General features: G+C 65.2%; 25 protein-coding genes and 1 tRNA gene. 16 read left to right on the forward strand and 10 right to left on the reverse strand.

Annotation, left to right across the window (positions count from 1 at the left end):
* Positions 1 to 749: histidine kinase (locus Q0C64_RS00025; RefSeq protein WP_294119911.1), on the forward strand; the 749-nt coding region annotated here is incomplete at its 5' end.
* Positions 746 to 1,543, forward strand: a complete 798-nt coding sequence (locus Q0C64_RS00030) for a LytTR family DNA-binding domain-containing protein (protein ID WP_294119912.1) — start codon at positions 746 to 748, stop codon at positions 1,541 to 1,543. The genes Q0C64_RS00025 and Q0C64_RS00030, both read left to right, overlap by 4 nt.
* A 17-nt stretch (positions 1,544 to 1,560) precedes the next feature.
* On the opposite strand, the gene Q0C64_RS00035 is transcribed toward Q0C64_RS00030, so the two are convergent.
* The gene (locus tag Q0C64_RS00035) at positions 1,561 to 2,067 is read right to left on the reverse strand and encodes a DUF4440 domain-containing protein (RefSeq protein WP_294119914.1); all 507 of its coding nucleotides are present in this window, start codon (positions 2,065 to 2,067) and stop codon (positions 1,561 to 1,563) included.
* A gap of 145 nt (positions 2,068 to 2,212) precedes the next feature.
* On the opposite strand from Q0C64_RS00035, the gene Q0C64_RS00040 reads away from it, so the two are divergent.
* From Q0C64_RS00040 to Q0C64_RS00070, 7 genes are all read left to right on the forward strand, one after another.
* Positions 2,213 to 4,534: a transketolase gene (locus Q0C64_RS00040; RefSeq protein WP_294119916.1), complete on the forward strand. Its 2,322-nt coding sequence runs from the start codon at positions 2,213 to 2,215 to the stop codon at positions 4,532 to 4,534.
* A 24-nt stretch (positions 4,535 to 4,558) separates the two neighbouring features.
* The gene (locus Q0C64_RS00045) at positions 4,559 to 4,816 is read left to right on the forward strand and encodes a hypothetical protein (protein ID WP_294119918.1); all 258 of its coding nucleotides are present in this window, start codon (positions 4,559 to 4,561) and stop codon (positions 4,814 to 4,816) included.
* Between the two features lie 47 nt (positions 4,817 to 4,863).
* A complete protein-coding gene (locus tag Q0C64_RS00050; protein WP_294119920.1) occupies positions 4,864 to 5,316 on the forward strand; it encodes a MaoC family dehydratase in 453 nt (150 codons plus the stop codon).
* Complete coding sequence (locus tag Q0C64_RS00055; RefSeq protein ID WP_294119922.1) at positions 5,277 to 6,164, forward strand: CoA ester lyase; 888 nt, start codon at positions 5,277 to 5,279, stop codon at positions 6,162 to 6,164. Before Q0C64_RS00050 ends, Q0C64_RS00055 begins: the two co-directional genes overlap by 40 nt.
* An 83-nt stretch (positions 6,165 to 6,247) precedes the next feature.
* On the forward strand, positions 6,248 to 7,288 hold the full coding sequence (locus tag Q0C64_RS00060) for an NAD(P)-dependent alcohol dehydrogenase (protein WP_294120041.1): 1,041 nt from the start codon (positions 6,248 to 6,250) through the stop codon (positions 7,286 to 7,288).
* Positions 7,289 to 7,439: 151 nt separating this feature from the next.
* Positions 7,440 to 9,095, forward strand: coding sequence for an MFS transporter (locus Q0C64_RS00065; protein ID WP_294119924.1), 1,656 nt, complete (start codon positions 7,440 to 7,442; stop codon positions 9,093 to 9,095).
* 9 nt (positions 9,096 to 9,104) lie between these two features.
* Positions 9,105 to 9,413: a hypothetical protein gene (locus Q0C64_RS00070; protein WP_294119927.1), complete on the forward strand. Its 309-nt coding sequence runs from the start codon at positions 9,105 to 9,107 to the stop codon at positions 9,411 to 9,413.
* Between the two features lie 198 nt (positions 9,414 to 9,611).
* Here the strand turns inward: Q0C64_RS00070 and pgl are convergent, their stop codons facing one another.
* The 8 genes from pgl to Q0C64_RS00110 form a co-directional block, all read right to left on the reverse strand.
* Entirely contained in the window at positions 9,612 to 10,313 is a 702-nt protein-coding gene (gene pgl / locus Q0C64_RS00075; protein ID WP_294119929.1) for a 6-phosphogluconolactonase, read from the reverse strand.
* Between the two features lie 110 nt (positions 10,314 to 10,423).
* The gene (locus Q0C64_RS00080; RefSeq protein ID WP_294119931.1) at positions 10,424 to 11,164 is read right to left on the reverse strand and encodes an energy transducer TonB; all 741 of its coding nucleotides are present in this window, start codon (positions 11,162 to 11,164) and stop codon (positions 10,424 to 10,426) included.
* Between the two features lie 35 nt (positions 11,165 to 11,199).
* The gene (locus Q0C64_RS00085) at positions 11,200 to 12,081 is read right to left on the reverse strand and encodes an ROK family protein (protein ID WP_294119933.1); all 882 of its coding nucleotides are present in this window, start codon (positions 12,079 to 12,081) and stop codon (positions 11,200 to 11,202) included.
* 9 nt (positions 12,082 to 12,090) lie between these two features.
* Positions 12,091 to 13,548: a glucose-6-phosphate dehydrogenase gene (zwf, locus tag Q0C64_RS00090; protein WP_294119935.1), complete on the reverse strand. Its 1,458-nt coding sequence runs from the start codon at positions 13,546 to 13,548 to the stop codon at positions 12,091 to 12,093.
* A 59-nt stretch (positions 13,549 to 13,607) separates the two neighbouring features.
* Positions 13,608 to 14,993 (reverse strand): efflux transporter outer membrane subunit, encoded by a 1,386-nt coding sequence (locus Q0C64_RS00095; protein WP_294119937.1) that lies wholly within the window; start codon positions 14,991 to 14,993, stop codon positions 13,608 to 13,610.
* Positions 14,990 to 18,178 carry an efflux RND transporter permease subunit gene (locus Q0C64_RS00100; RefSeq protein ID WP_294119939.1) on the reverse strand — a complete coding sequence of 1,063 codons (3,189 nt, stop codon included), beginning with the start codon at positions 18,176 to 18,178 and terminating at the stop codon, positions 14,990 to 14,992. Before Q0C64_RS00100 ends, Q0C64_RS00095 begins: the two co-directional genes overlap by 4 nt.
* 6 nt (positions 18,179 to 18,184) lie before the next feature.
* The gene (locus Q0C64_RS00105; protein ID WP_294120043.1) at positions 18,185 to 19,312 is read right to left on the reverse strand and encodes an efflux RND transporter periplasmic adaptor subunit; all 1,128 of its coding nucleotides are present in this window, start codon (positions 19,310 to 19,312) and stop codon (positions 18,185 to 18,187) included.
* A gap of 389 nt (positions 19,313 to 19,701) precedes the next feature.
* Positions 19,702 to 19,791: transfer RNA gene (locus Q0C64_RS00110), tRNA-Ser, on the reverse strand.
* 155 nt (positions 19,792 to 19,946) lie between these two features.
* On the opposite strand from Q0C64_RS00110, the gene Q0C64_RS00115 reads away from it, so the two are divergent.
* The 7 genes from Q0C64_RS00115 (at position 19,947) to Q0C64_RS00145 (ending at position 24,518) form a co-directional block, all read left to right on the forward strand.
* Positions 19,947 to 20,207: a hypothetical protein gene (locus Q0C64_RS00115; protein WP_294119940.1), complete on the forward strand. Its 261-nt coding sequence runs from the start codon at positions 19,947 to 19,949 to the stop codon at positions 20,205 to 20,207.
* A gap of 167 nt (positions 20,208 to 20,374) precedes the next feature.
* Positions 20,375 to 21,094: a response regulator gene (locus tag Q0C64_RS00120; RefSeq protein ID WP_294119941.1), complete on the forward strand. Its 720-nt coding sequence runs from the start codon at positions 20,375 to 20,377 to the stop codon at positions 21,092 to 21,094.
* On the forward strand, positions 21,091 to 22,416 hold the full coding sequence (locus Q0C64_RS00125; protein ID WP_294119942.1) for an ATP-binding protein: 1,326 nt from the start codon (positions 21,091 to 21,093) through the stop codon (positions 22,414 to 22,416). The genes Q0C64_RS00120 and Q0C64_RS00125 overlap by 4 nt, the downstream gene beginning before the upstream one ends.
* Positions 22,413 to 22,772 (forward strand): heat shock protein HspQ, encoded by a 360-nt coding sequence (hspQ, locus tag Q0C64_RS00130; protein WP_294119943.1) that lies wholly within the window; start codon positions 22,413 to 22,415, stop codon positions 22,770 to 22,772. Before Q0C64_RS00125 ends, hspQ begins: the two co-directional genes overlap by 4 nt.
* 277 nt (positions 22,773 to 23,049) lie before the next feature.
* Positions 23,050 to 23,514, forward strand: coding sequence for a 50S ribosomal protein L21 (gene rplU / locus Q0C64_RS00135; RefSeq protein WP_294119945.1), 465 nt, complete (start codon positions 23,050 to 23,052; stop codon positions 23,512 to 23,514).
* A 12-nt stretch (positions 23,515 to 23,526) separates the two neighbouring features.
* Positions 23,527 to 23,799, forward strand: a complete 273-nt coding sequence (rpmA, locus tag Q0C64_RS00140) for a 50S ribosomal protein L27 (protein WP_294119947.1) — start codon at positions 23,527 to 23,529, stop codon at positions 23,797 to 23,799.
* Between the two features lie 170 nt (positions 23,800 to 23,969).
* Positions 23,970 to 24,518, forward strand: coding sequence for a GNAT family N-acetyltransferase (locus Q0C64_RS00145; RefSeq protein WP_294119949.1), 549 nt, complete (start codon positions 23,970 to 23,972; stop codon positions 24,516 to 24,518).
* On the opposite strand, the gene Q0C64_RS00150 is transcribed toward Q0C64_RS00145, so the two are convergent.
* Positions 24,515 to 25,384 carry a metal-dependent hydrolase gene (locus Q0C64_RS00150; RefSeq protein WP_294119951.1) on the reverse strand — a complete coding sequence of 290 codons (870 nt, stop codon included), beginning with the start codon at positions 25,382 to 25,384 and terminating at the stop codon, positions 24,515 to 24,517. The genes Q0C64_RS00145 and Q0C64_RS00150 overlap by 4 nt on opposite strands.
* Positions 25,385 to 25,433 lie beyond the last annotated feature (49 nt).

The following is a 25,433-nucleotide window of genomic DNA, read 5'->3' on the forward strand; positions in this document are numbered from 1 at the left end:
CAAGTCTGGATCTGAAGAATTTTACCTGGACCGGCGCGGTCAACACCATCGCCTTCTGGACCTGGTTCTTCCTCGCCTGGGCGGGGCTCTATCTGGCCCTCATGTATAGCTTCGATGTGCAGGACGAGCAGCGTCGCTCGGCCGAACTCAGGGAGCGGGCCCATGTCGCCCAGCTCCGCGCGCTGCACAGCCAGATCAACCCGCATTTCCTGTTCAACAGCCTGAACTCGGTGTCGGCGCTGATCCTCGACAAGCAGAGCGACAAGGCGGAGGAGATGGTCGGCAAGCTGGCGCGTTTCCTGCGGCTCGGCCTGTCCGCCGACCCGACGCGCAAAATCCCGCTCGATTTGGAGCTGGAACTGCAGCGCAGCTACCTCGACATCGAACAGCTTCGTTACCCCGACCTCAGCGTCGAAATCGACTTGCCCGAGGCGCTGAAGGGCGCGCTGGTGCCGGCGCTGGTGCTCCAGCCCATCGTCGAGAATGCGGTCAAATATGGGGTGGCCGGCGCTCTGCCTCCGGCGAGCATCTCGATCCGCGCGCACGAAGCTGGTGATGCATTGCAGCTGGAGGTGGTCGACTCGGGCAAGGGCAAAGCGCAGCCGTCGAGCGGCGGCGGCATCGGGCTTTCCAACATCGAGCAGAGGCTGGCGCTGCTCTATGGCGATGGCCGGTCGAGCCTGGTCGCGGCGCGCGATCCCGACGGGCACTTCCGGGCCCGGATCACCCTGCCATTGGAGAGGGCATGACTCCGCTCAAAGTCCTAACCGTCGATGACGAGCAATTGGCGCTCAAACGCCTGAAGCTGCTGCTGCAAACCATCCCCCGGGCCGAGCATGTCGGCGAAGCGGCGAGCTGCGCCGAGGCGCTGGCCAAAATCAACGAGCTCAGGCCCGACGTGCTGCTGCTCGACATCAAGATGCGCGACGGCAACGGGTTCGAGGTGGTCGAGGCGATCGCCCAGCGGGCCAACCCGCCGCTGGTGATCTTCGTCACCGCCTTCGACCAATATGCCGCCCAGGCATTCGACAGCGCGGTGACGGATTATTTGTTGAAGCCGGTCGAGCGCGACCGGCTGGTGCGGGCACTGGCGCGGGCCGAGCAGCAGCTCCAGGCCAAGGATGCCGGGCAGCGGGTCGATGAGCTGCAGCAGGTGCTGCGCAATCTTCGCGCCGCCCGCAATGGCGACGAGGAATCGGCGTTCGAGACCGAGTTCTGGCTGCGCGGATCGGCCGGCCTGGTGCGGGTGCCGGTCGATGCGATCGATTGCGTCAGCAGCGCCGACGAATATGTCGCGATCCACACCGCCTCGGGATCGCATCTGATGCGCGGATCGATCCGCCAGTTCGCGGACCGGGTCGAGCCCGGCCTGTTCGTACGGGTCCACCGCCGCTGGCTGGTCAGGCAGAGCGCGATCAGCGAGCTTAGCACTGGCAAGATCGGCCGGACCGAAGTCGTGCTCCGCAATGGCAAGCGCTTGCCAGCGGGGCGGGTGCATTTGAAGCAGCTAAGGCAGAGTATCCAAGGGGTGACGAGGCACTGAGCGATTGCGTGCCTGCATCAGCCTGCGATTGGCAAATCGCTGTTGAAGATGTCTGCGGCGGCCTTCCATTCGCCGTTCACCTTCCGCCAAACCACGACATATTTGCCGGTGTCCGTTTGCGGCGTACCGGATGGCGAGACGGAAAGCCGATAGGTGCCCCGATCCAAGGCCAGGTCGCCCGACGATGCCACGACAATCACTTCCGGAGCGAACGTCAGATCGAAGCCGGGTATTTTCATCAGCGATGCCCAGGTCTTCTCGACGTCGGCATGACCTTTCGCGATCGGCGCGTTCGGTGGCATCACCGCGCCGTCCTCCACATAGAGTTGCGCGATGGCGGCGGCGTCCTTCGCCTTGATCAGCTTCAGCCATTGATCAACCTGGCCGCGGATGGCGGTTTCATCAGCGGCGCTGTCGGCGACCGACGCAGTGTGTGCTTCTACGGCCGCGTTGTCAGCCTTTCTCGCCTCGCACGACGCAAGCAGCATCGCGGTGGCGGAAAGCAGCAATAGCCTGCTTTTCATTGGTCCCTCCGATACGGTTGGATTGAACGCACTCGCCAGGGAAGTCGCCGATAACACCAATCGCGGTGCCGAGCGAGCCTGGCGAAGGCGAACGTCGTGAACATTCGGGCTGACGGACCCGGCCTCCAGCGGCTAGGGCGACAATATGCTCAAAAAGACTCCGGCTGATATTGCCTCGCTGAAGACATTGGACGACCGGCTGCGCTGGCTCAGCGCCTGGACGATCCATCACGCCAACCACATCCGGGAAAGCGCCGACGGGCTGAAGGTCGGCGGGCACCAGGCCAGCTGCGCTTCGATGACGGCGATCATGGCCGCGCTCTATTTCCATGCGCTGGGCCCCAACGACCGGGTGGCGGTAAAGCCGCACGCCGGGCCGGTGCTGCACGCGATCCATTATCTGCTTGGAAGCCAGAGCCTGGAGCAGCTCAAGAATTTCCGCGGGCTGGGCGGGATGCAGAGCTACCCGAGCCGGACCAAGGACAAGATCCCGGTCGACTTTTCGACCGGATCGGTCGGCCTTGGCGTGGCGATCACCGCCTTTGCCAGCCTGGTGCAGGATTATCTGACTGCGCACGGCATGATGGCCGAGGAGGATCGCGGGCGATTCGTGGCGCTGATCGGCGACGCCGAACTCGACGAGGGCAATATCTACGAGTGCCTGATCGAGGCCTACAAGCACGACATCCGCAACTGCTGGTGGATCATCGACTATAACCGGCAGAGCCTCGACGCGACCTCTGCCGACCGGATGTTCGAGCGGTTCGACGAGATTTTCCGGTCGTGCGGCTGGCGCACCGTAGAGCTGCGCTACGGCAAGAAGCTGGCGGCGGCACTGGCCAAATATCCGGCGATTGCCGGCTGGCTGGAGGCACTGCCCAATGCCGATCATTCGGCCTTGCTCTACCAGGGCGGCGCGGCGTGGCGAGCGCGGATCGAGGCGGACCTGGGCAAGAAGGCCGACGCATTCCTGAAAGCGTTCGACGACGAAGCGATGGCGGCGCTGATGAGCGATCTTGGCGGTCATTGCATGGAGACGCTGGTCGAGGCGTTCGAGGCGGCGCAGGACGATGTCCCGACGCTATTCGTCGCCTGGACCGTCAAGGGCTTCGGGCTGCCCTTCGCCGGCCACAAGGACAATCATGCCGGGCTGATGAACCCGACCCAGGCGCATGCCCTGCGCGACGCGATGGGAGTGAAGGAAGGCGAGGAATGGGAACCGCTGGCGGGCCTTGGCGGCAATGCCAGGGCCGGCGTCGAAGCCGTGCTCGATCGGGTTCGCGTCGCGCGGGAAAAGCGGCCGCGGTCGTTCGGGCGATTAAGCGTTCCGGCGATCCCGGCACCGCAGGGCGAGGAGCAGTCGACCCAGGCCGCGTTTGGGCGGATCCTGCTCGACCTGGCCAAGTCGGGCGCGCCAATCGCCGACCGGATCGTCACGACGTCGCCCGACGTCACCGTGTCGACCAACCTCGGCGCGTTCGTAAACCAGCGCGGACTGTTCAAACGGCGCGAAATGGCCGACGTTTTCGCCAATGCAAAGATTCCATCAGCACAAAAATGGTCTGGCAACAACAAAGGCCAACATATCGAGCTGGGGATCGCGGAATCCAATCTTTTCCTGATGTTAGCGGCGCTCGGACTGTCGGGTGATTTGTTCGGGGAGCGGCTAATTCCGATCGGAACGCTCTACGATCCGTTCATCGCCCGCGGCCTCGATAGCCTCAACTATGCCTGCTACCAGGACGCCCGTTTCCTGCTCGTCGCGACCCCGTCGGGCCTGACGCTGGGGCCGGAAGGCGGCGCGCACCAATCGATCAACCCGCCGCTGATCGCGCTCGGCCAGCCGGGTCTGCGCCATTACGAGCCGGCCTATGCCGACGAACTGGCGGCGATGATGGAAGAAGCCTTCCGGCTGATCGACGACCCACATGGCGAGTCGACCTATTTGCGCCTGTCGACCCGCTCGATCGACCAGGTCGAGCGTGCCGACGGCGGCTGGAGAGACGGCGCGTTGAAGGGCGGCTATTGGCTAAAGGAGCCTGGCGCCAATGCCGAGGCGGCGATCGTCGCGATGGGCGCGCTGATGCCCGAAGCGCTGGCGGCGTGGGAGGAACTCTCCGCCGACATCCCGGGCCTGGGCCTGCTCAGCGTCACCTCGCCCGACCTGCTCCATCGCGGCTGGACGGCGGCCCAGGCGGCGCGCTGGTGCGGGGCGCGCGCACCAAGCCATGTCGAGCACTTGCTGTCCCGCCTCGCGCCGGGCGCGGGCCTGGTCACGCTATGCGACGCCGCGCCCGCTTCGTTGAGCTGGCTGGGCGGCGTGCTCGGCCAACGGGTCGCGCCGCTGGGCGTCGAGCGGTTCGGCCAGACCGGCAGCTTGCCCGACCTTTATGCCACCTACCGGCTCGACGGCGCGGCGATCACCGAGGGGATTGCCGCACTGCTGCTGCCGCAAACCGCTTCTTAAGGATAAGCCTTTACGCCCAAGGGGATGAACCGCCCGCTCACCCCGCTCGACCAGCTGCTCGCCGCCGAACTCGACCATGCCCGCGACCTGCTCATCATGATGGGCGACGAGCTGGCGATGAGCCCGGACATCGTTGCCGAGCATGGCATGGCGCTGCAGGCGGTCGACATCGTCGGGCAGATGATCGGCCATATCGCCAACGTCGTCCGCGCCGAGGATCGCGCAGAAGCGATCGAGCATATCGGCATGGGCGATTTGAAGGCCAAGCTCAGCGCCGCTTGACGCCTGCCGGTCTTGGCAGTTTCCGGGCGCTCGCCTAAGGCTGGTCCATGGCAGGACGCTATTTCGACGAGTGGCAAGTCGGCGATACCGTCGCCCATGCCGTTTCCCGCACCGTCACCGAGACCGACAATGTGCTGGTCTCCGCCCTCACCCACAACCCGCAGCCGATGCACCTCGACCATGAAGTCGCGGCGGCGAGCGAGTTCGGCAGGCCGCTGGTCAACTCGATCTATACGTTCGGACTGATGGTCGGCGTGTCGGTTAGCGACACCACGCTCGGGACGCTGGTCGCCAATTTGGGTTACGACAGACTGGTGTTCCCCGCTCCCGTATTCGTCGGCGATACGCTGCGCAGCGAAAGCGAGTGCCTGGAAGTCCGCGAGTCCAAGTCGCGGCCCAACGCCGGCATCGTCACCTGGGAACATCGCAGCTTCAACCAGCGGAATGAGTTGGTGTGCAAATGCACCCGCTCCGCGCTGCTGCTGAAGAAGCCGGCATGATCGATTGCGGTCCCGCGCGGCGTAGCTGGCTGTTCGTCCCGGCGGACAGCAACAAAAAGATGATGAAGGCGCTGGCGAGCGAGGCCGACGCGGTGATCTTCGACCTGGAGGACAGCGTGGCGCTGAGCCAGAAGGCGACGGCGCGCGAACTGCTCGGCCTGCTGCCCGACCGCGGCGAAAGCGGGCCGCAGCGCTGGGTCAGGATCAATCCGATCGGCACTGATGCGCATCGTCATGACCTGGAGCTGCTCGAAGAGCTGGATGTCGACGGCGTAGTGCTGCCCAAGGCCGAGTGCGGCGACGATGTCGCCGACCTCGCCGCCGCGCTGGCGCCGCGCAGCCTGCCGATCCATGCCATTGTCACCGAGACGGCAAAGTCGCTGTTCGGCCTCCTGAGCTACAATGATTGCTGTTCGAGCCTGGCGGCGATGAGCTGGGGCGCCGAGGATCTGTCGGCCGCGCTCGGCGCTTCCTCCAAATATGAAGCAGGTGGCGAGCTGGCCTTCACCTACCGCATGGCCCGATCGATGTGCCTGGCCGGCGCGGTCGCCGCCGAGGTCCAGCCAGTCGACGGCGTGTTCGCCGATTTCCGCGACGAGCCGGGACTGGTCGCCGAAGCGCGCGCCGCGGCCAGCGAAGGTTTTACCGGCAAGCTCGCCATCCACCCTGACCAGGTCGGGCCGATCAACGCGGCTTTCACCCCGTCAGCCGAAGAGGTGGCGCACGCGCAGGAGGTTGTCGCCGCGTTCGAGGCGGAGCCCGACGCAGGCGTGCTGTCAGTGCATGGAAAAATGGTCGACCGGCCGCATCTCATTCAAGCAAGGCGCGTTCTGGCGAGGACCCGATAGTTTCTTTGGCCCGATAGGAGGCTCACATGGCGACGACCCACCCCGACACAGCCGGCTCTTCCCAAACCGCAGGCGGGCCGACCATGGCCAAAGGCTGGGGCACCGATGCCGCCGACCAGCCGCTGCGGCCGATGGAATTCGAGCGCCGCGCGCTGAGGCCCAACGATGTCGCGATCAAGATCACTTACGCCGGCATCTGCCATAGCGACCTGCACACCGCCCGGAACGACTGGGGCGGGACGCTTTATCCGGTAATCCCGGGCCACGAAATCGTCGGCACGGTCACGGCGATCGGCAACGAGGTCACCCGGCACCGGGTCGGCGACACCGTCGCGGTCGGCTGCATGGTCGACAGCTGCATGGAATGCGACCAGTGCCTGGAAGGCTGGGAAGTGTTCTGCCGCGAACGTTGCACTCAGACCTACAACAGCCCCGACCGCCAAAGCGGTGAGATCACCATGGGAGGCTACACCGACCATATCGTCGTTCGCGACCATTTCGTCTGCAAGGTGCCGGCCGGAATGGACGCCAGCAAGGTCGCGCCCCTGCTGTGCGCCGGCATCACCACTTACTCGCCGCTGAGGCAGTATAAGGTCGGCGGCGGAACCAAGATGGCGGTGGTCGGCCTCGGCGGCCTCGGCCACATGGGTGTCAAGCTGGGTGTGGCGATGGGCGCCGACGTGACGATGATCACGACCACGCCGAGCAAGGGACAGGACGCGCGGGAGCTCGGCGCGAGCGACTTCATCATTTCGACCGACGCCGAGCAGATGCGGGCCGCGGCGACGCGGTTCGACTTCATTCTGAATACCATCCCGGTCAGCCATGAGATCGACGGCTATCTGAACCTGCTCGGCCGGGCGGGGCGGATGGTGATTGTCGGTGCGCTGACGCCGATGCCCGGCTTCACCGGGTTCAACATCATCTGGTGGAACCGCGCGGTCGGCGGTTCGGCGATCGGCGGCATTCCGGAAACGCAGGAAATGCTCGATTTCTGTGCGGCCAAGGACATTTATCCCGATGTCGAGTTCATCCAAATGAACCAGATCAACGAAGCCTATGAGCGATTGTTGAAGAACGACGTCCGCTACCGTTTCGTGATCGACATGGCGAAGGGGCTCTAAGCCGTTCCCCGGCGGAGGCCGGGGTCCAGGCCGGCGCGAGCCGGCTTAGGTCATTGCTTAAGTGCCTGTCGGCACTCCTGGGCCCCGGCCTGCGCCGGGGAACAGTTGCGTCATCCGGCCCACCCGCTATCCCTTCGGCAAGGGAGATAGCATGGCGACACTGGCCGAAGCACCGCAGCGCAAACCATGGTCGATGGCGCGCGTCGTCGTCGCCTCGTCCACGGGGACGGCGTTCGAATGGTATGACTTCTTCATTTTCGGATCGCTGACCCCGGTCATCGCCAAGGTTTTCCTGGCAGGACTCGATCCGACTTCGGCGCTGATCGCGGCGCTGGCGCTATTCGCGGTCGGCTTTGCCTTCCGGCCGCTGGGCGCGATCATTTTCGGGGCGATGGGCGACCGGGTCGGGCGCAAGGCGACCTTTCTCACCACCGTCAGCCTGATGGGCGGCGCGACCTTCGCCATCGGCCTGCTGCCGACCTATGCGCAGGCCGGGACACTGGCGCCGGTGCTGCTGGTCCTGCTCAGGATTTGCCAGGGCACGGCGCTAGGCGGCGAATATGGCGGCGCGGCCATCTATGTGGCCGAGCACGCCCCCAACGACCGGCGCGGCGCCGCGACCGGATGGATCCAATCGTCGGCCTCGTTCGGCCTGCTGGCGGCGCTGCTGATCATCTTCGCCACGCGCAGCTGGCTGGGCGAGGAAGCGTTCGGCCAATGGGGCTGGCGCATCCCGTTCCTGATGTCGGCGGTGCTGCTGGCGATTTCACTGTGGCTGAGGTTCAAACTCAGCGAGAGCCCGCACTTCGCCAAGCTGAAGGAAGACGGGGAAGTATCGAAGACGCCGCTGCGCGAAGCGTTTGTCCGCAAAGGCAGCCTCAAGCAGATTGCGATCGCCTTTTTCGGCATCATGTGCGCGCAGGGAGCGGTCTGGTACTTCGCTTTCTTCTACATGCAGGTGTTCCTGGAAAAGTCGCTTGGTGTGCCCGGCGCAACCAAGGACATGCTGCTGATCGTCATGACGGTGGTCAGCGCGCCGCTTTACGTCTTCTTTGGCTGGCTGAGTGACCGGATTGGCCGGAAGCCGGTGATGCTGGCCGGAATGCTGCTGGCGCTGGCGCTCTACTTCCCCGGATCGCACATGATCGCCCAGGCGGCGAACCCGGACCGGGTCGCGGCGCGCGAAGCGATGCCGGTGGTCGTCGAGACCGATCCGGCTACTTGTTCGGCCCAGTTCGACCCGACCGGCACGGCCAAGTTCATCACCGCCTGCGACATCGCCAAGAGCGCGCTGATCGGCCGCGGGGTGTCGTACAAGACGCGAGCATCGGCCGATGGCCAGACCAGCGTTCACGCCGGCCCGAACGTCACGCCGATTGCCGATGGCGAAGGGCTGGCGGGCGCGGACCTGAAGGCGCTCAAGGCCAAGTCGGCCGCCGACATCGATGCGGTGCTGGCCGCGGCGCATTATCCGACCTCGGCCGATCCGGCGAAGATGAACATGCCGCTGCTGATCGCGGTGCTGCTGCTGTTGGTGGTCGCGGCGACCGCGCTCTACGGGCCGCAGGCGGCGGCGCTGGTCGAGATGTTCCCGACGCGCATCCGCTACACGGCGATGAGCCTGCCATACCATGTCGGCACCGGCTGGGTCGGCGGATTCCTCCCCGTGACCAGCTTTGCCATTGTGGCGCTGACCGGGGATATTTTCGCCGGGCTGTGGTATTCAGTGGCGTTCACCGCGCTATCGGCGGTGGTGATGATTTTCTTCTTCAAGGAAACCCACGGCAAGCCGCTGGAGGAGTGTTAGGGCCTGATTATGAGTGCACAGAGCTGGACTAGAAGGCATCCAATCGCCGTCGGGATCGCGTCGGCGGTCTTCATTATCGTGTTTGTTCCTGCCGCCATGGCCCTTCAAGGCTACCCTGCCAGCTTGCTCTTCAACAGAGATACGCTGCCGAAGCTCATCCTAGCGGGCGTCCTCTTTGGTGCGCTGATGACTGGTTTCGTGCTGCTACTTCGGCGCGCTGCTGGGACGATTGAACCGACTCTTTCGGCCCACAAAAATGTCATTTGGCCAGTGAGCATCGCCGCCGCGGCACTACTTTACTACTTCTTCGGAAGGTAGCGGCCGCTTTCAACTTTAGCAGGTCCCAAACGTGCCCGTCACGGAGTGAATCCGTGACGTCGATCCGGTCGGCTGACGCCGCCGGTCGGCCATGACGAAAACCAGTGCTGTGTGGGGCACAGCACGTTTTCGTCATTTCGCGTGCTCTTCGACATAAGCTTCCGATTGCTGCGCAATCGCTCGCTTATGCTCGGGCGCTCAAGGCGCCCAATGAATATCGATCGGCTGCTCGGCCTCGGCCAGGACGCGGCCGATCGGCAGCTTCGATGAATGGCCGTCCTCGATCGCGCGTTCGAGCATCTCTCGTTTCGCATCGCCGGTGACGGTGATCAGCACGGTTCGGGCCGACAGGATCGCCGAACGGGTCAGGGTGACGCGCAGCACCGGCGCGTCGGCCGGCATCGGGTCGGGCATCACGCCCACCGCATGACGGCCCTTGGGCGCGTTTAAGGCCTCGTCGAGGTCGGGGCCGGCAAAAATCGAGGCGGTATGGCCGTCGGCGCCGACACCGAGCCAGGCGAGGTCGAGCGGGAATTTGAGGTCATTGAGCTTGGCGTTGGCCGAATTGCCCGCGAGCTTATAGTCGGCGATGTCGCTGCTGATCGGGAAGACGCGAGCGCCAGCGGAGAGGAATGCCTGGGCGATGGCGCGGATATTCGACCGCTCGTCGGTCAGCGGCACCAGCCGCTCGTCGGTCGGGATGATCGTGACCTTCTTCCAGTTGAGCTTGGCCTGGGCCAGCCTGGCGAAGACCGGCAGCGGCGTCTTGCCGCCGGGGACCGCGATCAGCGCTTCGCCCCGTGCGTCGAGCGCGCTTTCGATGATGAAACCGATGTCGCCGGCGACTGCGTCCGCCATTTCCTCGACACTGTCATAGTCCCACCATTCGGCTTCGATCATCGCTGGCTCCTTTTGCGAGGCCCTTGCCGGAAGCGAATGAAAAAGGCCAGCCGGTGGAGAAGCCCCTCCACCATGTTTCACATGGTCCCCCTCCCCGTGCCGGGGAGGATTTACCGCTGGACGTAGCCATACCAAGCCACCACCGGCCGGCCGCTGGTGTCGGTGGCGGGGCGGAAGCGCAGGCGGGTTTCGACCAGGCGGCAGGTCCATTGGTCGATGGCCGGGACGCCGCTCGACTTGTTGATCTTGCAGTCGGTACCGCGGCCGTCGAGCTGCACCCTGACGGCGACTGCGACAAAGGCGTCGCGGCTGCGCGGCCAATAGGCGGTGACCGCGTCCGGATAGTCGCGCCGGCTGAGCGACGGCGTGATCAGTTGCGGCCGCGTGCCAATGCCGCCCGTCCCTCCCCCACCAATGCCGCTGCCCGATCCGACGCTGCCGGTGCCGGTCCCCTGCCCGCCCGCGCCGGTGCCGGGACCGATCACGGTCGACGCGCCCTGGGTCGGCTGATTCCCTTGGTTGGGGGTCTGCGTGGCGGGAATCGGTTTGGACTGCGGCAATTCAATCTTGGGCTTGGGCTGGACGACCGGCGTCGCCTTGCTCTCGATATTCCTGGCCGAGGCGGCGCCCTCCTCGCGTTTGGGCTTGGCCTGCTGCTTGTCCGGTTGAAGCTCGACCGCCGGCGGCGGGGGTAGGTCGGTGACGGTCAACAGCTCGACCACCTGCTCCGGCAATTGCTGGCGGGCGGCGGGAGAGATGTTGATCAGCACGAACGCCAGGACGACGTGAATCGCCACCACCGCCAAAGCGATGACGGCGCGGTCGCGGCGGGTGAGCTGAGCTTGATACATGGGTACCCAACGTTGGCGCATGGGTAGCGGTTTCGTTACGCCCGCGACTGGAGCGCCTGATGGGCCAGGATCAGGGCCCCGCGCTGGCCGGCGTCCGCACCCAGACGCGCCGCGACGATGGGCGCGCGCTCGCCGATGTAAGGCAGATAGCCGCCGAGCTTGGCCGCGGTCCTGAAGGCAATTTCCTCAACCAGCCAGTGGCGCTGGTTGATGACGCCGCCACCCAGCACGATCCGCTCGCTGGCAAGGGTCAGAAAGATGCTGGAGCAGCCCTCGGCCAGCGCATCGATCACCGGCGGCCAGATGGGGCTGTCGTCGGCCACTTCATGGGCAGGTTGGCGGGTGCGGGCGGAAATGGCCGGGCCCGACGCCAGTCCCTCTAGGCAATCCTCATGATAGGTGCAGACGCCGCCAAAGCGGTCGCCCTCCATGCGCCGAACGCGGAGGTGGCCTGCCTCGGGATGGAGCGAGGCGACCACCGGCTTACCGCCGACGATCAGTCCCATGCCGATGCCGGTGCCGACGGTGATGTAGACAAAGTCGTGGCAGCCGATTGCCGCGCCGTATGCGCCCTCGGCGAGCGCGGCGCCGGTGACGTCGGTGTGGATTTTGGCGGGGCAGTTGAGCGCGCGCTGGAGCGCGCCGAGCACGTCGGCGCCGTCCCAGCCGGGCTTCACCGTCGAGACGATATGGCCATAGTCGGCCTGGCCGCTGTCAAGCTGCAGCGGGCCGAAGCTGGCGATGCCGAGCGCTTCGATCGGCTGCTGCTCATGCCATTGGCGGAGCTGGTCGGCGATACGGACCAGCGTGTCGGGCCCGTCCGTGACGGCAAGCCGGCAGCGCTCGACGATCTCCCGCGGCGAACCCAGCGCCAGATTGGCGTTGGTGCCGCCGAGTTCGAGCCCAGCAAGCCTCATGAGCTAAGGTCAGTCATGCCAGTGGACGCCGTCGCGTTCGGTGAGCGCGATGGCCGCCGAGGGGCCCCAGCTGCCGGCGCCATAGGGCTTGGGCGTCAGGCCGGTCCCTTCCCAGGCGGCGCGGACGCCGTCGATCCACTGCCATTGCGCCTCGACCTCGTCCCGGCGGACGAACAGGGTCGGATCGCCGTCGATCAAGTCGAGCAGCAGCCGCTCATAGGCAATGCGGCGGCGCGCATCGGCGAAGGCATTGGCCAGGCCGACGTCCAGAGGGACCTCGCGCAGGCGGATGCCCTCGCGATCGAGCCCGGGGGTCTTGGCCATCACCAGCAAGCGGATATTCTCTTCGGGCTGAATCGCGATGACCAGCTTGTTGGGTTGGGTCCGCGCCCCGCGCGAGGCGAAAATCGAGTGCGGCACGCATTTGAACTGGATGAAGATCTCGGTCTTGCGCTCGGCCATCCGCTTGCCCGTGCGAAGATAGAAGGGGACGCCTGCCCAGCGCCAATTTTCGATATTGGCCTTCAACGCGACAAAGGTTTCGGTGGTCGACTCCTGGCCCAGTTCCTCGGTGTAGCCGGGAACGGGCTGGCCGCCGACCGCGCCCTTGGCATATTGGCCCGTAACGACATGGTCGGCGACGTCGTCGGACCGCATCGGGCGAAGCGTCCGCAGCACCTTGACCTTCTCATCGCGGATCGACGTCGCGTCGAAGTCGGCCGGCGGTTCCATCGCCACCAGCGCCAGCAGTTGCAGCATATGGTTCTGGACCATGTCACGCAGTGCGCCGGCGCCGTCATAGTAAGCGCCGCGCTCCTCCAGCCCGATGCATTCGGCGACAGTGATCTGGACATGGTCGATGTGGGCCGAGTTCCATAGCGGCTCGAACATCGAATTGGCGAAGCGCAGGGCGAGGAGGTTCTGGACGGTCTCCTTGCCGAGATAATGGTCGATGCGGAAGGTGCGCTCCTCGGGGAAGGCGATGGCGACGGCGTCGTTGATCACCCGGCTGGAGGCGAGATCGGTGCCGAGCGGCTTTTCCAGCGCGAGGCGCACCCTGGGGCCGGTCAGGCCATTGGCTTCCAGCCCGTCGATGACCGCCTTGAACAGGGTCGGCGCGGTCGACAGGAAAATGGCGAGGCCGGCATCGGGATCGACGGTCTTGGCGAGCTTCCTGAAGCCCTCCGGCTTGGTCGCATCGAGGCAGACGTAGGTCAGCCGGCGCGAGAAAACCAAGGCGGTCTTGGGATCGTAGAAATTTGCCGGGACATGCTCCTTCAGCGCTTCGACCGCGCTGGCCCGATATTGCTCGTCGCTGAGTTCGCTTCGCGCCGTCCCGACAATCTTGAAATTGGCGGGCAGCAGCCCATCGGCGTGCAGGCCGTAGAGCGAGGGTAGCAGCATGCGGTGCGCGAGGTCGCCGGTCGCGCCGAACAGCAGCAGGGTCGAAACCTGGTCCGGAGTCATGCCTTCTCCCTAACGACTGGCAGCGGACTATGGGGCGGCAGTCGAGCCGCCGCAACCGGTCAGGACGGCGGGTACAGCGAGTCCCCGCCGAGCGCGCGGTACAGGTCGACCAGGTTGGTCGCGCTTTCCAGCCGCATCTCCACCAGCGCCTGCTGCGCGGCGAAATAGGTCCGCTGCGAATCCAGGGTGAGCAGGAAATTGTCGATGCCGGCGCGGTAGCGAGCCTCCGACAGGCGGTAATTGTCGGCTGCCGAGTCTCGCTGTGACTGGCGGGCGCGGAGTTCGTCGCCGGACGTTCCCTGGCGAGCGAGCGCGTCGCTGACCTCGCGGAACGCGGTCTGGATCGCCTTCTGATAGCCAGCGAGCGCGGCGTCGCGCTGGGCCTGCGACAGGCGGACATTGGCGATGCCCGCGCCGGCGTGGAAAATCGAGTAGGTCGCGTCGGCCGAAGCATTCCAGCCGAACGCGCCGTCGCTGAACAAGCCGGAGAGCGAGCTGCTGGCGAGGCCGAGCAGGCCGGTCAGCGAGATACGCGGGAACAGCGCCGCGCGGGCAGCACCAATCTCGGCATTGGCGGCGCGCAGCTGATATTCCGCCTGCATCACGTCGGGCCGGCGCAGTAGCACCAGCGAACTGACGCCGGCGGCAAGCGGATGAACGGTCGGAGCGGCCTGCTCGATCGATTCAGGGAGCAGCTGTGGATCGATCGGTGCGCCGACCAGCAGTTGCAGCAAGTTGACGTCCTGGGCGAGCGCGGTGCGTTGGCGGGCGACGCTGGCGTTGGCGCCATAGAGCACAAGCTCCGCCTGGCGGAGATCGGTGCGCGGGGCGATGCCACCCTGCAGCCGGGCGCTAGTCAGGGTGACGCTGCGCTGGGCGCTGGCCGCGGTTTCCTCGGCAATCCTGAGCAGGCTGGCGTCGGCGCCATAGGTCAGCCAGGCATCGGAAATGTCGGCGACCAGCGCCAGGCGGGTCGCGCGGGCCGCCGCCTCGCTGGCGAAGTAGCGGTTGAGCTGGGCCTTGGTCAGCGAACGAATGCGGCCGAACAGGTCGAGCTCGAAGCTGGGGATGCCGACGCCGGCGGTGAACTCGGCGTCGGCGCCGCCCGTATCGTTCTTCGTCCCGGTCACGCCGGTCTGCACATCCAGCTTCGGGAACAGCGCGGCGCGCTGGATACGATGCTGGGCGCGGGCAGCTGCGATATTGGCGGCCGCCGCAGCCAGATCCTGGTTGTTGGCGAGGCCTTGCTGGATCAGCGCCTGCAGCCGCGGATCGCGGAAAATCTCCTGGTAGGTGACCGACGGGAGGCCGGCTTCGCTCTGGCGGAGATAGGCATCGCCGATCGGCCACGAAGCCGGGATGGCGGCGTTGGGCTGGTGATAGGCGGGCTCCATCGTCATGCAGCCGGCCAGTAGCAGGGTCATCAGGGGCGAGACCCGCTTCATGCCGCGGCCTCGCGCCGCTGCTGGCGCCGCTCGCGCAGATAGACCAGCCCGTCCCGCACGCCACGCCGGACCAGCACGAAGAACAGAGGGATGTAGAAGATGGCGAGCAAGGTGGCGGTCAGCATGCCGCCGATCACCGAGGTGCCGATGGCGATACGGCTGTTGGCGCCGGCGCCGGTCGAAATCGCCAGCGGCAGCACGCCGAAGATGAAGGAGAAGCTGGTCATCAGGATCGGCCGGAGCCGGATGCGCGCCGCCTCGAGCGCAGCTTCGATGACGCGCTTGCCTTGTTTCTCGGCGCGTTCGGCGAATTCGACCATCAGGATCGAGTTTTTGGCCGCCAGTCCCATCGTCGTCAGCAATCCGATCTGCAGATAGACATCGTTCTGCAGCCCGCGCAGGGTGACCGCGAAAATGGCTCCGACCAGACCGAGCGGGATTACCAGGATCACCGCGAACGGGATCGACCAGCTTTCGTAGAGCGCCGCGAGGCACAGGAACACGACCAGCAAGGAAATGGCATAAAGAAAGGGCGCCTGACCCGAGGAAAGCCGCTCCTCATAGGATTGGCCGGACCAGGCGACTCCAACCCCGGGAATCTGGTTGGCGAGCTTCTCGATCGCCTTCATTGCATCGCCGCTACTCTTGCCCGGGGCCGGCTGCCCCTGGAGCTCGTAGGATTGGACGCCGAGGAAGCGCGACAGGCTGACCGGCGCGGTCGACCATCCGGTCTGGGCGAAGGAGGAGAAGGGCACCATGTCGCCCTGGTCGTTGCGCACCGACCATTGGTCGATGTCCTCCGGCTTGGCGCGGTAAGGCGCGTCGCCCTGGACATAGACCCGCTTGACCCGGCCGCGGTCGATGAAATCGTTGACGTAGCGCCCGCCCCAGGCGGTCGCGAGCGTGTTGTTGACGTCGGTGGTGTTGAGCCCGAGCGAGGAAATCCGTTCCTGGTTGATATTGACCTTGAGCGTCGAGACGTCGGGCAGCTCCGACAGGCGAACCTGCTGCAGGTCCGGGTCGGACGAGGCCATCTGCAGCAGCCGGTCGCGCGCCTCCTCGAACTGGTTGAGGCTCATGCCGCTGATGTTCTGGAGCTGCATGTTGAAGCCGCCGGACTGGCCGAGACCGCGGATCGAGGGCGGGATCAGCGCGAATACCTGCGCATCGCGATAGCCGTCGAACGCCTTTCGCGCCCGCTGCACCAGCGCGTCGGCATTATTGTCCTTGCCACGGCGATCCTCGAACGGCGCGAGGTTGATGAACGACTGGCCGGCATTCTGGCCGGTGACGCCCTGGCCGCCGCCGGCGACGATGAAATAAGCGCGGTAATTCTTATGGTCTGGCCCCCGAGCCAGATAATCCTCGACCGCCAGCTGCATCTCCTTGGTCCGCGCCAGCGTGGCGCCGGCCGGCAGGCGGAACTGGATCTGCATCGCGCCCTGGTCCTCGCTCGGCAGGAACCCGGTCGGCAGGCGGAAGAACATGACCGCCAGAACGACGCAGACCAGCGCATAGCCGCCAAGGAAGCGCCATTTGCGGTCGGTTACGTAAGTGACCGAGCCAACATACCAGTCGCGCAGGCGATTGAAGCCGTTGTTGAACCGCTCGCGGAAGGTGGCGAGGAACGAGGCCGCGCGCGGAAAGCGATGGCCGAAGCCGGTATCGCGCGGATCGACATGGTTGCGGCGCAACACGCCGGCCGCGATCGCCGGGCTCAGGGTCATCGCCACGAACACCGACAGCACCATCGCCGAGACGATCGTGGCCGAGAATTGGCGGTAGATGACGCCGGTCGAGCCGCCGAAGAAGACCATCGGCAGGAACACCGCCGACAGGACCAGCGCGATCGCCACCAGTGCGGTCTGGATTTGGCTCATCGACATGATCGTCGCTTCGCGCGGGCTGAGCCCAGGATTCTCCTCGAGGATGCGCTCGACATTCTCGACCACGACGATGGCGTCGTCGACCAGCAGGCCGACCGCCAGCACCAGCCCGAACAATGTCATGGTGTTGATCGAGAAATCCAGCGCGTAGAGGATGCCGAAAGTACCGAGCAACACCACCGGAATGGCGATCGCCGGGACCAAAGTTGCGCGCCAGCTCTGCAGGAAGACGAACATGACGATGATCACCAGCAACATCGCCTCGACCAGCGTCTTCACCACCTCCTCAATCGACAGCTTGATGAAGTCAGTGGTGTCGTAGGCGTAGGCATAGCGATAGCCGGGCGGGAAGCTGGCGGAGATTTGTTCGACCTTGGCCTTGACCGCGTCGGCGGTCTCCAGCGCGTCCGCGCCGGGAGCAAGAAAGATGGCGATGCCGGCGCCAGGCTTGCCGTTGAGACGGCGATCGGAACTGTAGTTATCGGCGCCGAGCTCGACCCGCGCGATGTCGCTGAGGCGGACCCGCGCCCCGCTGGAATCGGCCTTGACGATGATGTTGCGGAATTGCTCGGGCGTCTGGAACCGCGAGGAGGCTGTCACCGTGGCGTTGAGCATCTGGTCGGGTCCCGAAGGAGTACCGCCGACCTCCCCGGCCGCGACCTCGACATTCTGGGCGGTAATGGCGCTGATCACGTCGCCCGGCATCAGCGAGACGGAGCGCAGCTTGGCCGGGTCCAGCCAGATGCGCATCGCATAGGGCGAACCGAACACGTTGATGTCGCCGACGCCGGGCACGCGGGCCAGCGTGTCCTGCATGTTGCTCGACAGCCAGTCGGACACATCCATGTCGGTCGTCCGGCCGCTGTCGTCATAGACGCCGATGATCAGCAGGAAATCGTTGGACGATTTGGTGACCGGTATGCCTTGTTGCTGGACCTGCTGCGGCATGCGCGACAGGGCCGGCTGCACGACATTCTGCACCTGGACCTGCGCAATGTCGGGATCCGTGCCCTTTTCGAAGGTGACGTTGATCGTCGCCTGTCCGCGTGAGCTCGACGACGACTGGAAATAGATCATGCCATCGAGGCCAGTCAGCTGCTGCTCGAGGACCTGGGTGACGCTGTCCTGCAGGGTCTGGGCCGATGCGCCGGGATAGGTCGCGCGGATATTGACCGTCGGCGGCGCGACATCCGGATATTGGGCAATCGGCAGGCGCGTAATCGCGCCGATGCCGAGCAGCATGATGATGATCGCAATCACCCATGCGAAGATCGGCCGATCGATGAAGACGCGCGACACGGAGGCTTAGCGACCCGCCGGAGCCTTGGCAGCTCCTGTCCTTTGCGGCGTAGAGGCAACGACCGGCTTCAGCTTGGCGCCTTCCTTCACCTTGCCAAGGCCCTGGGTGATGACCTTTTCGCCGCCGGCGAGGCCCTGGGTTACGACCCAGTTGGTGCCGTCGGTGCGGTCGGCGACGACCGTTCGTGCGACGGCGGTGTTGCCTTGCCCGACGATCCATAAGGTCGCGTTACCCTTGGGATCGCGCGAAATCGCCGCCTGCGGGACCAGGTAGGCCGTAGTGTCGACCGACTGGGAAAAGCTCGACGTGACGAACATACCGGGGAGCAGGAGGCCCTGCGGGTTGGGGAAGCGGGCGCGGAGGGTAACCGAGCCTGTGCCGGCATCGACCACTACCTCGGTGAACTGGACCGTTCCGGTGTAGCCATAATCGCTCCCGTCGGGGAGCTTGAGGCGCACCTGCGTGGTCATCGGAATGGCGCCGCCCTGGGCCAGCGAACGACGCAGGGCCAGGAGATCGGGCGCCGACTGCTGGATGTCGACATAGACCGGATCGAGGCGCGTGATGGTCGTCAGCGCGTCGGCCTGATTGGCGGTAACGAGCGCTCCCTCGGTGAATTTCGAAAGGCCGATCCGTCCGGTGATCGGGGCCGGGACGCTGGTGTAGCGCAGGTTGATCTGGGCCGTCCGCAGCGCCGCGCTGTTCTGGGCGATCGAGGCAGTGGCCTGGCGCGCCTGGGCCAGCGCATCGCTATAATCCTGCTTGGAAACGGCCTCCATCTCGGCCAGCGGCTTATAGCGCTCGGCCCGGGCGCGGGCGGCTTCAGCGCTGGCGCGGGCGCTCTGCACATTGGCCACCGCCTGCGACACCTGTGCCTGATAGAGGCTGGGGTCGATTTGATAGAGGGTCTGTCCTTGCCGGACGACCGATCCCTCGGCGAACAGGCGACGCGTCATGACCCCGGAAACCTGCGGCCGAACCTCGGAGATTTGGAAGGCGGCGATCCGGCCCGGCAGCGATTGTTCGACCGGGACGCTGGACGGCCAGATGACGACATAGCCGACCTCGATCGGTCCGCCGGCACCGCCCTTGCCGTCACTGGTGCCATTTCCGCATGCGGACGCCATCAGCATCAGCGCAGTCAGTCCACCGCAACGCACGATCGAACGACCTGAAACGCCAAATGCCATTGCGGATCCTTGTGCACGCGCCACCAATGCGGCTGGGCCTCATAGCAGCTGTCACCACCGGTCACAGCCAGGCATACCGCCCTTAGCGGGTCCAGTATGACGGTTCGTCGAACTATTTGTTACAGGAAAGCAGAATCCGTTGCGGCGCAAGACCAAAGGCTGCGCACTGTCGGTCTCGATTTGGGTGGATTGGCCCCGCCTTTTTGGGACCAAATCGATGGCGGAGAGGGTGGGATTGACCTCGCATCGCTCGGTCGCCTTCGGCCCGAACCCGGTGAGTTCTCACCCAGCCCTGAACCACAAAAAAGCCCCCGAAATCGGGGGCATTTTCGTGGCGGAGAGGGTGGGATTCGAACCCACGGTACCGTTGCCGGCACGCCGCATTTCGAGTGCGGTGCTTTCGACCTCTCAGCCACCTCTCCGCAAGATCAGGATGCTGGCCGGCACTGGCCGGCGTTGGTCGGGGGCGGCCTCTAGCAGCGGTTGCCGCAACTGCAAAGCCCGCTTTTGCGTCGCATGCGGGCAGGCGGATCCTGTTACATTTGACGACAATTCCCCTGCTTTGCGGCAAAATCCGGTGACATCCATCGATCAGGAAGGAGCGGCAGGCGCGGCTGCCCCGTGCCGCCACGAGGAGAATATGATGCGCAAGTTTGCTTATGCGATCGTCGCTGGCTCGCTGCTGGTCAGCGGCTCGGCCTATGCTGCCGGCACGACCACGCCGGCGAAGGACCAGACCACCAAACCGGTCAAGGTCAAGCCGATGAAGGTCAAGCACGCCAGCAAGCACACCAAGAAGAACGCCAAGCCGGCGCCGGCCGAACCGAAGAACGGCTAGGTTCCACCAACCTGTAAGGCATTGCACAGGGAAGGCTGGATTACCCCCAAAGACCCGCCTTTTGACTCCTGCTGTGCAAATCAGGCCTCGCCGGTTGCCGGCGGGGCCTGAGCTTTTTCTTGCCAGGAGCAAACCGCTCGATGCACAGCTGCAACCCGGATATTGGCGTGAGCACGGGCCCCCATCTGCTCCTGGTCGAGGACGAGCGGTCAATCAGGGACCCGCTGGCCCGGCTGCTTGCCAAAGAGAATTTCCGCGTGACCGCGGTCGAGAATGCGGCAAGCGCCCGCCAGAAGCTGAATGACGGGGCATTTGACCTAGCGATCGTCGACATCATGATGCCAGGCGAGGATGGTCTTAGCCTGACGCGGTTCATCCGTGCCCAAAGCGCCCTGCCCGTCATCCTGCTGACCGCCCGGACCGAGGATATCGATCGCATTGTCGGGCTGGAAATCGGCGCCGATGATTATCTCGGCAAGCCGTTCAATCCCCGCGAACTGACCGCCCGGATTCGCGCTGTGCTGCGGCGAGCCAACTCTCGTCAGGGCCAAGCCGCGGTGGAGGAACAGACCCGCAGCTATCGCTTCGGTGAGTTCATCCTCGACGGACCACGCCGTCAGCTGCGGCGTGGAGACGAGGCCACCAAGCTGACCGAGGGCGAGTTTCGCCTGCTTGAGGCCATGTTGTCGCGGCCGGGAAGGGTGCTTACTCGCGACCAGCTGCTCGACCTGACCCGCCATCGCAGCCAGAAGCCGTTTGACCGGTCGATCGACAATATGGTGCTTCGCCTGCGCAAGCGGATCGAACGTGATCCGTCTTCTCCCGAATTGATCCAGACCGTTTACGGGGCCGGCTATGTATTCACCGGAGCGGTGGACCGCGTGTGAAACGCCTGACGCTTTTCGCGCAGATGGCGCTGCTGCTCGCCCTCTGCCTTGCCGTTGCCTTGGCAATCAACTTCGCGACCCTGCTCGAGACCCGCCGCAACCAGGGCCTTGACGTCGCCATTGCCCCGGCGGCCCAGAAGCTTGCTGACGCCGTCGCGGAACAAACCGGGCAACCGATCGCGCGTCCCGCCAGCGCGTCTCGCCACACGCCGTCAGAGGTCACGCTGCGATCGCCCGCCCACCCCAAGGCAACGCGCCTGCACAGCGCCGAACCCAAGGTCGGCCAGATCCTGCACCAGAATCGCTTGAACCCCACCGAGGTTCGCGCCTTCAACACCGGCGAAACCTGGCGCGGAGAAGGCTTGCTGCACCTTGCCGCCAAGCTGGATGACGGCCGCCGGATCAGTGTTCGCGCTCCCGGGCCGCCCGCGCTTGGCCCGATGATTGGCTGGCTGCTGCTGCAAATGCTGCTGCTGTTCGCGGTGATCGTCGTGCCCGCATTGCTGTTGCTTCACCGGTCAAGCCGCGCCCTCGCCCGGCTGACCGAGGCGGCACATGGCCCAGTCGGCGGCGCCGGCCAGGCGTCGCTTCCGGTCGATGGCCCCCGTGACATCCGGCGACTGACCGAAAGCTTCAACGCCATGCGGGGCCGGATCTCGGCGATGATCGAAGATCGCAACATCATGCTTGGCGCGGTGGGCCATGACCTTCGCACGCCGCTCACCGCGCTTCGCCTCGAAGCGGAAGGTGTGGCCGACGGGGCGACGCGTGACACGCTGGTCGCCCACATCGAGGCCATTGCCGCGCAGCTCGACGAGATCATCGGCCTGGCCCGCTACGGCCAGCCGATCGCCAATCCCAAACCCGTCGACCTGGGAGCGGTCGCTGAACGGCTGCTTGGCGGCCGCCAGGCCGGAGGCGCGAAGGTCAGCCTGAAAATCGAAGATCGACCCATTTGCCTGGGCGACGAGACCGCGATCAGCGGAATGCTACAGAATCTGGTCGATAATGCGCTTCGCTATGGCCACCGGGCGGATGTCGTCGTCGCGCAAGACGAGGCGGCGGCAATCCTGCTGGTCCGCGACGAGGGGCCGGGCATTCCCGCGGACAGCATGGCCGACGCGGTGCGCCCGTTTGGCCGGCTGGAGCCGTCGCGCAATCCCGGCATGGGCGGACATGGACTGGGGCTGGCCATCGTCGACCAGGTGGTCCGCAGCCATGGCGGAGCGTGGAGCTTGGCGAACATCACCGAGGGAGGGCTGGAGGTCAGGGTCGCGTTGCCCCTTGCTCCGGCGACAGCGACGTCTACATTACGCACATGAATTCGATCCCGCCCGTCTCGCGTATCAGCGACCTTCCCCTTGCCCGCTACGGCATCGGCGACATGGTTCGCCATCGCCTGCTCGATTTCCGCGGGGTGATTTTCGACGTCGATCCGGAATTCGCCAACAGCGACGAATGGTATGAAGCCATTCCCGAGGCGATGCGCCCGGCCAAGGACCAGCCCTTCTATCACCTGCTCGCCGAGAACGCCGAGAGCAGCTACGTCGCCTATGTCAGCCAGCAGAACCTCGTTCCGGATGATGAAGGCGATCCGATCGACCACCCGGCCATCGGGACACTGTTCGAAGGGTTCGACGGGACCAGCTACAAGCTGAAGCCCGAACACCGCCACTGAGCCGCCGAGCGCAGCGAAGCGATTGCATTGCAATCGTTGGCAGCGTGGAGAGATGGCGAAGGCCGGCCCGCCCGCGAAGCCGCGACTGACGTCACGAATTTACTTCGTGACGGCCCCTCCGCCAGCTTCGCTGGTCCCCCTCCCCGAGCAAGCTCAGGGAGGATATGGCGGTTGACAGAATCACTACCACCCCATAGGCGGCACGCTTTCCCGCGCGGGGCATCGCCACGCGGTGTTTGTTTGCGCGGTCAATGAGTGACGGAAAGTGAAGAGGCCCATGTTCGCAATCGTGCGCACGGGTGGCAAGCAGTATCGCGTTGCCCCCGGAGACAAGATCGTCGTCGAGAAGCTGGCCGGCAATGCCGGTGACAGCGTCGACCTCACCGATGTCCTGCTGGCGGGTGAAGGGTCGGACCTCAAGTCGACCGACGGCCTGATCGTCGGCGCGGAGATCATCGCCCAGGCGAAATCGGACAAGGTCACGGTGTTCAAGAAGCGCCGCCGGCACAATTATCGTCGCAAGGCCGGGCATCGCCAGCAGCTGACGATCCTCAAGATCGTCTCGATCGGCGGCAAGAAGGCCGAGAAGAAGGCCGCCGCGCCGAAGGCCGAGGCTGCTGCACCTGCGAAGGCCGAAAAGCCCGCCGCCGAGAAAAAGGCGGCTCCCAAAGCGTCGACAAAGGATGCTGCACCTGCTAAGGCGGCAGCCAAGAAGGCCCCTGCGGCCAAGGCTAAGAAGTAAGAGTAGCACGAGATGGCACATAAGAAAGCAGGCGGCTCGTCGCGCAACGGCCGCGATTCACAAGCCAAGCGCCTCGGCGTGAAGAAGTTCGGCAGCGAAGAGGTTCGCGCCGGAAACATCATCGTCCGTCAGCGCGGCACCAAGTGGTACCCGGGCGACAACGTCGGCCTGGGCAAAGACCATACGCTTTTTGCGCTCACCGACGGTCGCGTGTGTTTCCGCGATGGCAAGCTTGGTCGCAAATACGTCCACGTCGAAGCCATTATGCCGGAGGCAGCTGAATAGGCGGGATCGGTCGATAAAGGGCCGCTCCCGGAGGGGGCAGCCCAAAGAGACCCAAAAGGTTTCAAAGGGAGAAGAGGGAAGCCCCCTCCTCTCCCTTTTTTCATTTTCTTCTCCCGAAACTGCAACAGAGCGGCCCTAGCGGGCAGCTTGAGAGGAGAAGGAAGTTGAGCATGTTCGCGCGTACCGAACGATTGCTGCTGAGACCGGGCTGGGCCGAGGACGCCCCCGCGCTGGCGCGCGCCATTGCCGACGAGCAAGTGGTACGCAACCTGGCGACGGCGCCCTGGCCGTTCGCGCTCGAGGACGCGGAAGCGTTTCTCGCCGCGCCGCGCGATCCGGCGATGCCAAGCTTCCTGATCACGGAGCGGCAGGCCGACGGGCCGCCGACGATCGTCGGCGCCTGCGGGCTCGGCCGGCGGCCATCGGGCGCGGTCGAGCTTGGCTATTGGATCGGCCGGACGCACTGGGGCAAGGGGTTCGCCACCGAGGCCAGCCGAGCGCTGATCGACATCGCCAAGGCGTTAAAGCTGCCACGGCTCGAGGCTTCGCACTTTCTCGACAATCCGGCGTCAGGCCGGGTGCTGGAGAAGCTGGGGTTCAGGCCGACGGGCCTCAGCGCTGAGCGTTACAGCTGCGCGCGCGGCGGCGAAGCGATGGCCCGGCTGTACCGGCTGTCGCTGATGGGCCGTGGAGAATTGGAGACGCCGTTGGCGGCCTAGGCCGCCCGGCGTACCTTCCTCGTGCTTTCGGTGCCGAGGGCGGCCTCCGCCTCATAGCGCTTGATGAGGTGGCGGTCGTCCTCGTTCCACGGGTGGAAGCCGGGCAGGAAATATGCTGCCCAGGCGCGGAAGATCTTCCGCATCATGCCCGGCCGGACCCACATGAAACGAAGTAGGCCCAACCAGGCCTTGGGCCCGGTGATGCCGTCCTGGCGGAGTAGCTCGATCCCACCAAGCGTTCGGTCGAGCGTGAAGTTGCGGGTGGCGATTAGCATGATCTGCGCCTTGACCTTCCACCGCTTGAACCGGGGCCAATGGCGCGTGGCATGGAGCCAGGTGTCGTAGGCGACGCCCTTATGCTCGATTTCCTCGATCGCGTGCCAGCGCCACATCGCCTGGGCTTCGGGCTCGGCGGCGGCGAGGTGGCGCGGATCGGCCAGCAGCTCATGGGCAAAGATGGCGGTGAAGTGCTCAAGCGCCATGGTCGAGGCCAGCGAGGCGATCGGCGGTTTGGAGCGGATGAAGTCGAGCCGCATCTGCAGCCGATCCTCGAGCGGCTTCAAATCATAGCCTGCGTCGACAGCCGCCTTGTTGAACGCATCATGCTCGCGGCTGTGGATCGCTTCCTGGGTGGTGAAGCCCTTGATTTCCTCGGCCAGTTTGGCGGGCGCGCCATGGCGATGGTTGCGCACCGCCTCGACGAAGAAGGCCTCGCCCTTGGGGAAGGTCGATGACAGCGCGTTGTAGAAGGCGGTCGCGAACGGATCGCCGCCATGCCACCAGTGCGCCGGCTTGACCTCGCGCGCGAAGCGGCGGTCGCGTGGGGTGATGCTGAGATCGACCGGGGTCACACTTGCGGCATTCATGATTACACTCCAAGCACCATGCGAAGCTTCATATGAAATAACTGACATA

Origin of the sequence: Sphingomonas sp. (assembly GCF_023266535.1) — a bacterium.
Lineage (GTDB): Bacteria > Pseudomonadota > Alphaproteobacteria > Sphingomonadales > Sphingomonadaceae > Sphingomicrobium.

Excerpts from the sequence above, each read along its gene's own strand:
- Q0C64_RS00030 (WP_294119912.1), top strand. The coding sequence starts at position 746 with ATGACTCCGCTCAAAGTCCTAACCGTCGATGACGAGCAATTGGCGCTC.
- Q0C64_RS00035 (WP_294119914.1), bottom strand. The coding sequence starts at position 2,067 with ATGAAAAGCAGGCTATTGCTGCTTTCCGCCACCGCGATGCTGCTTGCG.
- Q0C64_RS00040 (WP_294119916.1), top strand. The coding sequence starts at position 2,213 with ATGCTCAAAAAGACTCCGGCTGATATTGCCTCGCTGAAGACATTGGAC.
- Q0C64_RS00045 (WP_294119918.1), top strand. The coding sequence starts at position 4,559 with ATGAACCGCCCGCTCACCCCGCTCGACCAGCTGCTCGCCGCCGAACTC.
- Q0C64_RS00050 (WP_294119920.1), top strand. The coding sequence starts at position 4,864 with ATGGCAGGACGCTATTTCGACGAGTGGCAAGTCGGCGATACCGTCGCC.
- Q0C64_RS00055 (WP_294119922.1), top strand. The coding sequence starts at position 5,277 with ATGCACCCGCTCCGCGCTGCTGCTGAAGAAGCCGGCATGATCGATTGC.
- Q0C64_RS00060 (WP_294120041.1), top strand. The coding sequence starts at position 6,248 with ATGGCCAAAGGCTGGGGCACCGATGCCGCCGACCAGCCGCTGCGGCCG.
- Q0C64_RS00065 (WP_294119924.1), top strand. The coding sequence starts at position 7,440 with ATGGCGACACTGGCCGAAGCACCGCAGCGCAAACCATGGTCGATGGCG.
- Q0C64_RS00070 (WP_294119927.1), top strand. The coding sequence starts at position 9,105 with ATGAGTGCACAGAGCTGGACTAGAAGGCATCCAATCGCCGTCGGGATC.
- pgl (WP_294119929.1), bottom strand. The coding sequence starts at position 10,313 with ATGATCGAAGCCGAATGGTGGGACTATGACAGTGTCGAGGAAATGGCG.
- Q0C64_RS00080 (WP_294119931.1), bottom strand. The coding sequence starts at position 11,164 with ATGTATCAAGCTCAGCTCACCCGCCGCGACCGCGCCGTCATCGCTTTG.
- Q0C64_RS00085 (WP_294119933.1), bottom strand. The coding sequence starts at position 12,081 with ATGAGGCTTGCTGGGCTCGAACTCGGCGGCACCAACGCCAATCTGGCG.
- zwf (WP_294119935.1), bottom strand. The coding sequence starts at position 13,548 with ATGACTCCGGACCAGGTTTCGACCCTGCTGCTGTTCGGCGCGACCGGC.
- Q0C64_RS00095 (WP_294119937.1), bottom strand. The coding sequence starts at position 14,993 with ATGAAGCGGGTCTCGCCCCTGATGACCCTGCTACTGGCCGGCTGCATG.
- Q0C64_RS00105 (WP_294120043.1), bottom strand. The coding sequence starts at position 19,312 with ATGCTGATGGCGTCCGCATGCGGAAATGGCACCAGTGACGGCAAGGGC.
- hspQ (WP_294119943.1), top strand. The coding sequence starts at position 22,413 with ATGAATTCGATCCCGCCCGTCTCGCGTATCAGCGACCTTCCCCTTGCC.
- rplU (WP_294119945.1), top strand. The coding sequence starts at position 23,050 with ATGTTCGCAATCGTGCGCACGGGTGGCAAGCAGTATCGCGTTGCCCCC.
- rpmA (WP_294119947.1), top strand. The coding sequence starts at position 23,527 with ATGGCACATAAGAAAGCAGGCGGCTCGTCGCGCAACGGCCGCGATTCA.
- Q0C64_RS00145 (WP_294119949.1), top strand. The coding sequence starts at position 23,970 with ATGTTCGCGCGTACCGAACGATTGCTGCTGAGACCGGGCTGGGCCGAG.
- Q0C64_RS00150 (WP_294119951.1), bottom strand. The coding sequence starts at position 25,384 with ATGAATGCCGCAAGTGTGACCCCGGTCGATCTCAGCATCACCCCACGC.